This is a genomic window from Kytococcus schroeteri, assembly GCF_042433515.1.
In the GTDB taxonomy this organism is placed as follows: domain Bacteria; phylum Actinomycetota; class Actinomycetes; order Actinomycetales; family Dermatophilaceae; genus Kytococcus; species Kytococcus schroeteri.
Genome location: NZ_JBHLVH010000019.1, coordinates 88,373 through 98,087 on the forward strand (window position 1 = coordinate 88,373; position 9,715 = coordinate 98,087).

Genomic DNA, 9,715 nt, shown 5'->3' on the forward strand with positions numbered 1-9,715 from the left:
GTGCCCCTCTGAACCTCTGACTGACCGCTCAGATGACCTCCCGGTCGCCGGGATACGCTGCGGCCGGCCCAGCGTGGCCCGAGCCATATCCGCGTCCCCGAGCCCGAGGAGCCCCCGTGACCCGCATCGCCCTGGTGTCGACCTCCGACACCGACCTCCTGAGCGCCCGCGCCAGTGGCGCCGACTACGCGGTGGTCAACCCGGCGCGCACGGACCCGGCGACCGCGGTCCACGGGGCCGACGTGGTGGTGGTGCGCCTGCTCGGCGCCCCCCAGGACCTGCCCGACCTGTGGCCCGGCATGCAGGCCACGGTCGATGCGGGCACGCCCGTCGTGGTGCTCGGCGGCGAGCAGGCCCCCAACGCCGCCCTCATGGAGCTCTCCACCACCCCGGCCGGCGTCGCGTCCACCGCGCACGGCTACTTGGCCGAGGGCGGACCGACCAACCTGGCCTCGCTGCACGCCTTCCTGGGCGACACGCTCCTGCTCACCGGCGAGGGCTTCGACCCCGTGGTGCCCACCCCGGCCTGGGGCGTCGCCGAGCGCCCGGGCGCCACGCCCACCGAGGGCGGCCCCCGCATCGGCATCCTCTACTACCGGGCCCAGCACGTGGCCGGCAACACCGCGTACGTGCACGCCCTGGCCGATGCCGTGGACGCCGCCGGGGGCGCCGGTGAGCCGGTGTTCGTCTCCTCCCTGCGCGACGCCGAGACCGAGCTGCTGGAGCACCTGCGCCGCTACGACGGTCTGGTGACCACAGTGCTGGCCGCCGGCGGCACCCGGGCCGCGGACGCCTCCGCCGGGGGCGCCGAGGACGCCTGGGACGTGGCCGACCTGGCCGCCCTGGACGTGCCGATCGTGCAGGGCCTGTGCCTCACGTGGAGCCGCGCCGAGTGGGAGGCCTCCGACGACGGCCTCTCACCCATGGACGTGGCCACCCAGGTGGCGGTGCCCGAGTTCGACGGGCGCATCATCTCGGTGCCGTTCAGCTTCAAGGAGCTCGACGCCGACGGGCTGCCCACCTACGTGGCCGACCCCGAGCGCGCCGCCCGCGTGGCCGGCACCGTGGTCAACCACGCCCGCCTGCGCACCGTCCCGCCGGCTGAGCGGCGCATCGCCGTGGTGCTCTCGGCGTACCCCACCAAGCACTCGCGCATCGGCAACGCGGTGGGCCTGGACACGCCCGTCTCCACCATCCGCCTGCTGCGCGCGATGCGGGAGGCCGGGTACGACCTCGGCGCGCCCGGCGAGGTGCCGGGCCTGGACGGCGTGGAGCCGGTGGAGGGCGAGCACCCGGACACCACCGCGGGCAACGCGCTCATCCACGCCCTCATCGCCGCCGGCGGGCAGGATCCCGAGTGGCTCACCGACGCGCAGCTGGGCGACGCGCACGTGCGCATCCCCGCGGCCACCTACCGGCGGTGGCTCGAGGCGCTGCCCGCTGAGCTCACCGACGCGATGACCGAGCACTGGGGGCAGGCGCCGGGCGAGCTGTTCGTCGACTTCTCCCGCGACCCCGAGGGCGAGATCGTCACTGCCGCGATCCGCGCCGGCAACGTGGTGCTGCTCGTGCAGCCGCCGCGCGGCTTCGGGGAGAACCCCATCGCGATCTACCACGACCCGGACCTGCCGCCCACCCACCACTACCTGGCCACCTACCGCTGGGTGGCCGAGGAGTTCGGTGCCCACGCCGTGGTGCACGTGGGCAAGCACGGCAATCTCGAGTGGTTGCCGGGCAAGTCCCTGGGCATGTCCGCGGCCTGCGGCACCGACGCCGCGCTGGGCTCGCTGCCGCTGGTCTACCCCTTCCTCGTGAACGACCCGGGCGAGGGCACCGAGGCCAAGCGGCGCGCCCACGCCACGATCGTGGACCACCTCATCCCGCCGATGGCCCGCGCCGAGAGCTACGGCGACATCACCCGCCTGGAGCAGCTCCTCGACGAGTACGGCACCGTCTCGGTGATGGACCCGGCCAAGGCGCCCGCCCTGCAGACCGAGATCTGGACCCTCATCCGCGCCGCCGAGCTGCACCACGACCTCGGCCTGGAGGACATGCCGGGCGAGGACGACTTCGACGACTTCGTCATGCACGTGGACGGGTGGCTCTGCGAGATCAAGGACGTGCAGATCCGTGACGGGCTCCACGTGCTCGGCCAGGCGCCCGCCGGTGAGCAGCTGGTGGACCTCGTGACCGCGGTGCTGCGCTCGCCGCAGATGTTCGGTGGGCAGCGCGGCGGCATCCCCGGGCTGCGCACCGCGCTGGGGCTCGTGGAGGGCTCGGACGACCGCGTGGCCACCGACCGCGCCGAGGAGCGCGCGCGGGCCCTGGTGGCCGCGCTCGCCGGGGCCAGGTGGCGGGCCGATGCCGTGCCCGGCCTCGTGGACGGGCTGCTGGCCGAGCTGGCCGAGGGCGAGCGGGCCGGTGACGCCGCCGCGGTGGATCGCGAGGGTGTGGTGGCCGCCCTGCAGTTCGCCTGCACCCAGGTGGTGCCGCGCCTGGTACAGACGCCGCACGAGATGGACGCCGTGCTCCACGCCCTGGACGGCGGGTACACCCCGGCCGGGCCCAGCGGCTCGCCCCTGCGCGGGCTGGTCAACGTGCTGCCCACGGGCCGCAACTTCTACTCGGTGGACCCCAAGGCCATCCCCAGCCAACTGGCCTACCAGACGGGTACGGCCATGGCCACCTCGCTGGTGGAGCGGGCGCTGGCGGACTCCGGGGAGTACCCCGAGTCGGTGGGGCTCTCGGCCTGGGGCACCTCGGCCATGCGCACCTCGGGCGACGACATCGGCGAGGTGCTCGCGCTCCTCGGCGTCACGCCGGTGTGGGACGAGCAGTCCCGTCGCGTGGTGGGGCTGGAGCCCATCGGCCTGGAGGAGCTGGGGCGCCCCCGCATCGACGTCACGGTGCGCATCTCGGGCTTCTTCCGCGACGCCTTCCCGCACGTCATCGACCTGCTGGACGACGCGGTGGCCCTGGTGGTGGACCTCGACGAGCCCGAGGAGATGAACTTCCCCCGCAAGCACGCCCTGGCCGACCTCGCCGAGCACGGCGACGCCCGGCGCGCGAGGACGCGCGTGTTCGGCTCCAAGCCGGGCACCTACGGCGCCGGCCTGCTGCAGGTGATGGAGTCCGGCACCTGGCGGGACGACGCCGACCTGGCCGAGGTGTACACCACCTGGGGCGGGTACGCCTACGGCCGTGACCTGGACGGCGCCCCGGCGCGCGAGGACATGGAGCGCAACTACCGCCGCATCACCGTGGCGGCCAAGAACGTGGACAACCGCGAGAGCGACATCCTCGACTCCGACGACTACTTCCAGTACCACGGCGGCATGGTGGCCACCGTGCGGGCGCTCACCGGCACGGCACCGGCCGCGTACGTGGGTGACTCCACCTCGCCGGACGTGGTGCGCACCCGCACCCTGGCCGAGGAGACCTCCCGCATCTTCCGGGCCCGCGTGGTCAACCCGCGGTGGATCTCCGCCATGCAGCGCCACGGCTACAAGGGCGCCTTCGAGCTGGCCGCCACCGTGGACTACCTCGTGGGCTTCGACGCCACGAGCCACGTGGTGCCGGACTGGATGTACGAGCAGACCGCCCGCTCCTACGTGCTCGACGAGGAGAACCGCGCCTTCATGACCCACGCCAACCCCTGGGCGCTGCGCGGCATCATCGAGAAGCTGCACGAGGCCGCCGAGCGTGGCCTGTGGGAGGAGCCGGTCGCCGAGCTCCTGCAGCAGATGCAGCAGGTGTACCTCGACGTCGAGGGCGACCTGGAGGAGTGATGGAACCACCCCGCCCCACTCCCCGCATCGGGGACCCCAGCTCCGCGGCGCAGCGGGCCGCCGACCCCTCCGGCTGGTCGATGGGGGAGCAGGTGCGCGCCGCGCTGGAGGACGTGCTGGGCGCCCGGCGTGACATCCGTCGGTTCCGCCCCGACCCGGTGCCCGAGGAGCTGGTGCGCGAGGTGCTCGCCGCCGGGCACGCAGCGCCGTCGGTGGGGCACTCCCAGCCGTGGCGCTTCGTGGTGGTCCGCGACCCGGCCACCCGCGACCGGGCGGCGCACCTCGCAGACGCGGCGCGCGTGGCCCAGGCGGACCTGCTCGTGCCCGAGCGGGCGGCGCGGCTGCTGGACCTCAAGCTCGAGGGGCTGCGGGAGGCCCCGGTGGGCGTGGTGGTGGCCTGTGACCGCCGCACCCCGGCCGCCGGCGTGCTGGGGCGTGCCACCTTCCCGGACACCGACCTGTGGTCGTGCGCGTGCGCCATCCAGAACATGTGGCTGACCGCCCGGGCGCTGGGGCTGGGCATGGGGTGGGTGACCCTCTTCGAGCCGGCGGACCTGGCGGGTCTGCTCCACCTGCCCGAGGGCGTGGAGACGCTGGGCTGGTTGTGCCTGGGCTGGCCGGACGAGCGGCCGCCGGAGCCGGGGCTGCAGCGGGCGGCGTGGTCGCGCAAGGCGCCTCTGGAGGACGTCGTGCTCTCCGAGCGGTGGCCCCAGGAGGGGGACGCCGCCCCGGACGCTCCGGTCTCGCACCTGCGCGGGCCGGCGGCCGACCGTCTCGTGGGCTCCACCGACGCCGCCGACCGCCTGCTGGCACCTCCGGAGGCGCTGGGGGTGCTCGACCGGGTGGCCAGCCGGGTCGCCGCGCTGGCGGGCCCCGGGATCGCCGGGGGCACGCTCGTGCTGGCCGGGGCCGACCACCCGGTGACCGCCCACGACGTCTCGGCCTACGCCACGCGGGTCACGTACGACGTGCTCACCGCCGCGGTGGCCGGCGGGTCGCTCGGGGCGGCACACGCGCGCGCTGCGGGGCTGGAGGTCCTCGTCGTCGATGCCGGCTGCGCCACCGAGGTGCGCGGGGCCACGGCCGCCCGCCCAAGGGGGCCGCAGGGCGACCTGGTGTCCGCCGACGCCCTCACCGAGGCCGACGTGGACGCGCTCCTGGAGGCCGGTCGGGTGCTGGGGCGGGACGCCGCGCTGAGCGGTGGGCCCGTAGGTCCGGGGCTCGTCGTGCTCGGCGAGGTGGGCGTCGGAAACACCACCGTGGCCGCCGCCCTCGCCGGGGCCCTCCTGGGGCTGGAGCCTGCGGAGGCCGGCGAACTCGTGGGGCTGGGGGCGGGGTCCGACGACGCGATGGTCGCCCGCAAGCGCGCCGTGGTGGCCGCGGCCCTGGAGCGCACCGGTGCGTCGCCCGGGGACGCAGCGGGTGCCCGGCGGGCCCTGGCGGCCGTCGGCGGGCCGGAGGTCGCGGTGCTCACCGGGGTCGCCCTCGGGGCGGTGGAGGCCGGTGCACCCGTGGTGCTCGATGGGCTGGCCACCTGCGTGGGGGCCCTGGCCGCGACCCGCATCGAGCCGGCCGTGCAGGCACACCTGGTGGCCGGGCAGCGCTCCCGGGAGGTGGCCCACCCCCGGGTGCTCCGCGCACTCGGGCTGGAGCCCCTGCTGAGCCTGCGCCTGCGGGCCGGCGAGGGGGTGGGGGCCTGCCTCGCCGCCGGGATGGTGCTGGCCACCCTCTCCGCGCGCCGGGAGACCGTCCGCACGGCCGAGGACGCGCCGGGGCAGGACGCGCTGAGGGAGGACACGGCGGGGGAGTGAGGTCGGCCCAGCGGGCCGGGGCCGTCAGTCCACCGGGCCGGCGCCGAGCGCGTACACGTCCATGACCCAGCCGTGCTGCTCGCGCAGGGCGGCACGGACCGCTGCCACCTCGTCGACCACCTCGGCCAGCCGGCCCGCCCGGAGCTCCTGCTGGGGGAGCCCCAGACAGGCGCCCCAGTGCAGGCTCAGGTCGGGGGCGCGGTCCACCAGCTCGCGGCAGGTCAGGTGGCCGTCGAGCATCACCACCGTGGGGCCCAGGTCGGGTGTCCACTCGGACAGCAGGCGCCGCCCCGTGGTCACGTGCACCGGTTCGCCGATGCCGTGCAGCACCGTGCCGTGCGCGGCGGCGAGGGCCTGAAAGGCGGTGATGCCCGGGATCACCCTCAGGTCGAGGGTCAGGGTCTGGGCGACCTGGTGCAGCACCCGGAGCGTCGAGTCGTAGAACGCCGGGTCGCCCCACACCAGGAAGCCGACCACGGCTCCCTCGGGTAGCGCAGCGAGCTGCTCGCCCCACGCCCGGGCGCGGGCATCGTGCCAGGCCTCGACGCCCCGGGTGTAGGCGGCGCCCCGGCGCGGCGCATCGGCTCCGCGCTCGGGGTCCGCGATCGCGACCACCCGGTAGCTGCCCTCGGCCAGGTGCGTGCGGCACAGCGCCTCCCGGGCGGCCAGCAGGTCGCTGGCCGCGCCGCCTTTGTCGGCCACGAGGAAAACGTCCACCTCCCGCATCGCGGCGACGGCCTGGAGGGTGAGGTGCCCGGGGTCCCCGGCCCCGATGCCAATGACGTGCACCCGCCGGGCGTTCACGCGGGGCTCCCCGGAGTGGACCCGGCGGCGCGCACAGGGGTGGTGGGCACTCCGTCGCGCGCGAGGTCGAGCATCAGGTCGAGGTCGAGGTGCTCGGTGCACGCGTCGGCCAGTGCGTCCACCATCGCGCTACGGCGGGCCACGAACCCCGGAGCGGACGGGTCCGCGGTCCACGACGAACCCGCGGCGGAGGCCACCTCGGTGAGCCACGCCCGGCGGAAGGGGTCACCCTCGAGCAGACCGTGCCAGACCGTGCCCCACACCGCGCCGGACCGGGCGCCGCCCACCCAGGTCTCCTCGGCGTCGATGGTGCCGTGGTGGATCTCGTAGCCACTCACGGGCAGGCCCTGCCAGGTGCCGTTCGGGCGGGCGAGCGTCTTCTCGGGGTGGAAGGTCACCGTGCCCGGGAGCAGGCCCAGCCCGTCCACCGCGGCGCCGGACTCGACCGGGTCCACGAGGCGTTCGCGCAGCATCTGGTCGCCGCCGCAGATGCCCAGCACGGGTCGGGCACGGCGTGCCCGCTCGGTGACGACCCGGTCCAGCCCGCGTGAGCGGAGCCATTCGAGGTCGCTCACCGTCGCGCGGGAGCCGGGGAGGACGAGCAGGTCGGCCTCCCGGCACAGATCGGGGTCGGTGGTGACGTGCACGTCCACGTCCGCCTCGGCGCGTAGCGCGTCCACGTCGGTCGCGTTGCTCGTGCGGGGGAGGCGCACGACGGCCACGTGCAGCCTGCCCTCCGTGGCGTCGAGGGCGGGGGCTGCCGTCCAGCCGAGGGTGTCCTCGCCGTCGAGCCAGACGTCGGTGAGCCAGGGCACGACGCCGGCGCACGGCATCCCGGTGCGGCGGGTGATCTCCTCCAGACCCGGTTCCAGGACCGAGGCGTCGCCGCGGAACTTGTTGATGACGTAGGCCGCCAGGTGGGTCCGGTCGGCCTCGTCCACCAGAGCCCAGGTGCCGTACAGGGCCGCGAGCACCCCGCCGCGGTCGATGTCGCCGACGACTGCGACCGGCAGGCCGAAGCGTCGGGCGAGGCCGAGGTTCACGTAGTCGCCGCTACGCAGGTTCACCTCGGCGGGGGAGCCGGCTCCCTCGGCCACCACGAGGTCCACCGAGGCCGAGAGCTCCTCGAATGCCGCGAAGGCCGCCTCGCGCAAGTGCTCCCGCCCCGTGGCGTACTCCCCGGCCCGCAGCTCTCCCGCGGGACGGCCACGCAGCACCACGTGGGAGCGGCGGTCAGAGCCGGGCTTCAGCAGCACCGGGTTGTGCAGGCTCGAGGCCTCCACGCCGGCGGCCTCGCACTGCAGGTACTGTGCCCGGCCGATCTCCGAGCCGTCGGCGCACACCATCGAGTTGTTCGACATGTTCTGCGCCTTGAACGGGGCCACCCTCACCCCCTGCCGCGACCACGCCCGGCACAGGCCGGTGACGAGGAGGGACTTGCCGGCGTCGGAGGACGTCCCGGCGACGAGGATGCCGTTCACGCGCGCCATCGTAGGAAACGCGGCCTGCTGCCCCACGCGACCCCGGCGGTCCCGGCCCTGCTGGGTGCGGCCGTGGGTGGCTGGGCCTGGCCGTCCCCGACTCCCTGTGCAGGCCCGGCGGCTGGGGGCGGACGGGGTGGGGCTCAGGGGTTGCGGTAGTCGTGGGGTGTGGTGGTGTACCTCTGGCCCAGGAGGCTGGTCCAGTGGATGGTGCCGTCGGGGTGGGCTTGGGCGGTCCACTGTCGTTTTGTCTTGCGGGTGTGGCCCTTGCGGGAGAGGGACTGCAGGTTGTCCGGGGTGGTGGGGCCGCCGTGGTCGAAGGGGACCAGGTGGTCCAGTTCGCACCGGTCTGCGGGGATCTCCCCGGTGCCGGGGTCGCGGGCGATGCCGTCGCGGGCGCGGACGAAGCGGGCGACCGAGGCGGTGGGCCGGTAGGTGTGGGGTGAGACGGTCACGGCGTGCCCGGTGGTCGGGTCGGCGACCAGGCGCTGCCAGGTGGATCCTTCCCGGACGGCGACGGCACGGACGTGCTCGGCGTCGAGGTACCCGAACCCGGGCACCCACCCCAACGGTGCACCCAACACTCCACCATCGCCACGCGATGGGGTGCCGACGTCCGCCTTCCCATCCTGTGTCGGGACGGCGTCACCGGGGCCGTCGGGTGGTGCGGCACCTGGCGGGGCCTGCCCCTCGTGTTGCGTGGGTGGGAGTCCCTGACCGGTACCGCTCGGGCCCGTGCTGCTGCTGTCGGTGTCAGTGTCGGTCTTGGGCGTGTTCTCGAGCAGGACGTCCAGGCCGACCACGACGGTGCACCGGGCCGGGGGCAGGACCGGGTCACCGATCCGCGGGATCGGGAAGTAGTCCTCGGCGACCGTCCCGCAGGAGGTGCACACCGGCGGCACCGGTGCCGTGGGACCCGGCACCGGGGTGTCCCCGCGAGGGGCCGTGCCCTCCTCTGGTGCAGCGCCCCGCGCAGCCAGGTTCCCGGCCCGGTCCGATCCGGCGGGTGTGGTGTGGGGAGTCTCGACAGTCCAGTCGGCCGGGTCGGGGTCCTCGTGGGGTGCCCGCCCACTCCCCGCACCCCCAGCCGCACCCGCGCTCGGGGGCGGGACCGGGGTCGTGTTGGCGCCGGTGTTGGGGTGGTCGGGGAGCTGGCCGACCAACAGCAGGTCCAGGTGCAGGTCCGAGCGGAGCTGGCCCAGGGTACGGGCGTCACCGGCGGCCTTCGCGCGGCGGGCCGCGTTGTCCAACCGGGACCAGGCACCGGCCACCCGGGTGGCCTCACCGACCACCGTGAGCGACCCGGTCCCGTCCTGACCGGCCCGGGCCCAGCTGCCCCGGCCTGCGATCGCCGTGGTCCGCCTGGCACGGGCCGCGGCCCGGTCAGCGGTCTCGGCCTGCCGCACCCTGCGGCCCAGCAACCGTCGGAACGACGACCCGCTGCGCGGGGACCCGTCCGACCCCCGGGTCAACACCTCCTGGCCGATCGTGACGGCCACGTCCTGGGGCAGGTGGTCGGTGGCGGCGTGCCAGTCCAGCACCCTGCGCAACGACGCCCGGCCCTGGATGACCGCTGACCTGCCGCAGTCCAGCCGGGCGGGGTCGCTGGTGACCAGGTCGACCACCGCGCGCACGAACAGGCCCGACTCGCCGGTGGCACACACCAGCTCGTCAGCCACCGTGGCGTCCACGTCCACACGGCGCCACGCGGCCCCCAACCCGCCATCGGTGATCTGCCCGCACGCCCGGGTGACCTCGGCGTGGACCCGGCCGACCGCGTCGAGGAAGGCCACCTCCGCGGCCCGCATCGCCTCCAGGGCGGCCACCGCCG

At 75.2% G+C, this 9,715-nt stretch carries 5 protein-coding genes; 2 read left to right on the plus strand and 3 right to left on the minus strand.

Annotated elements, in window-relative coordinates; translation table 11 throughout:
* Positions 1–116: 116 nt before the first annotated feature.
* Together cobN and bluB are read left to right on the plus strand one after the other, a co-directional pair.
* Complete coding sequence (gene cobN, locus ACFFHC_RS09485; protein ID WP_379804955.1) at positions 117–3,788, plus strand: cobaltochelatase subunit CobN; 3,672 nt, start codon at positions 117–119, stop codon at positions 3,786–3,788.
* Positions 3,788–5,599: a 5,6-dimethylbenzimidazole synthase gene (bluB, locus tag ACFFHC_RS09490; protein WP_379804958.1), complete on the plus strand. Its 1,812-nt coding sequence runs from the start codon at positions 3,788–3,790 to the stop codon at positions 5,597–5,599. Before cobN ends, bluB begins: the two co-directional genes overlap by 1 nt.
* Positions 5,600–5,623: 24 nt before the next feature.
* Here bluB and cobF read toward each other — a convergent pair whose 3' ends face one another.
* From cobF to ACFFHC_RS09505, 3 genes are all read right to left on the minus strand, one after another.
* Entirely contained in the window at positions 5,624–6,403 is a 780-nt protein-coding gene (cobF, locus tag ACFFHC_RS09495; protein ID WP_379804961.1) for a precorrin-6A synthase (deacetylating), read from the minus strand.
* A complete protein-coding gene (locus tag ACFFHC_RS09500; RefSeq protein WP_379804964.1) occupies positions 6,400–7,884 on the minus strand; it encodes a cobyric acid synthase in 1,485 nt (494 codons plus the stop codon). The genes cobF and ACFFHC_RS09500 overlap by 4 nt, the downstream gene beginning before the upstream one ends.
* A 143-nt stretch (positions 7,885–8,027) precedes the next feature.
* Positions 8,028–9,715 (minus strand): HNH endonuclease (locus ACFFHC_RS09505; RefSeq protein WP_379804967.1); only part of this gene is annotated, 1,688 nt, incomplete at its 5' end.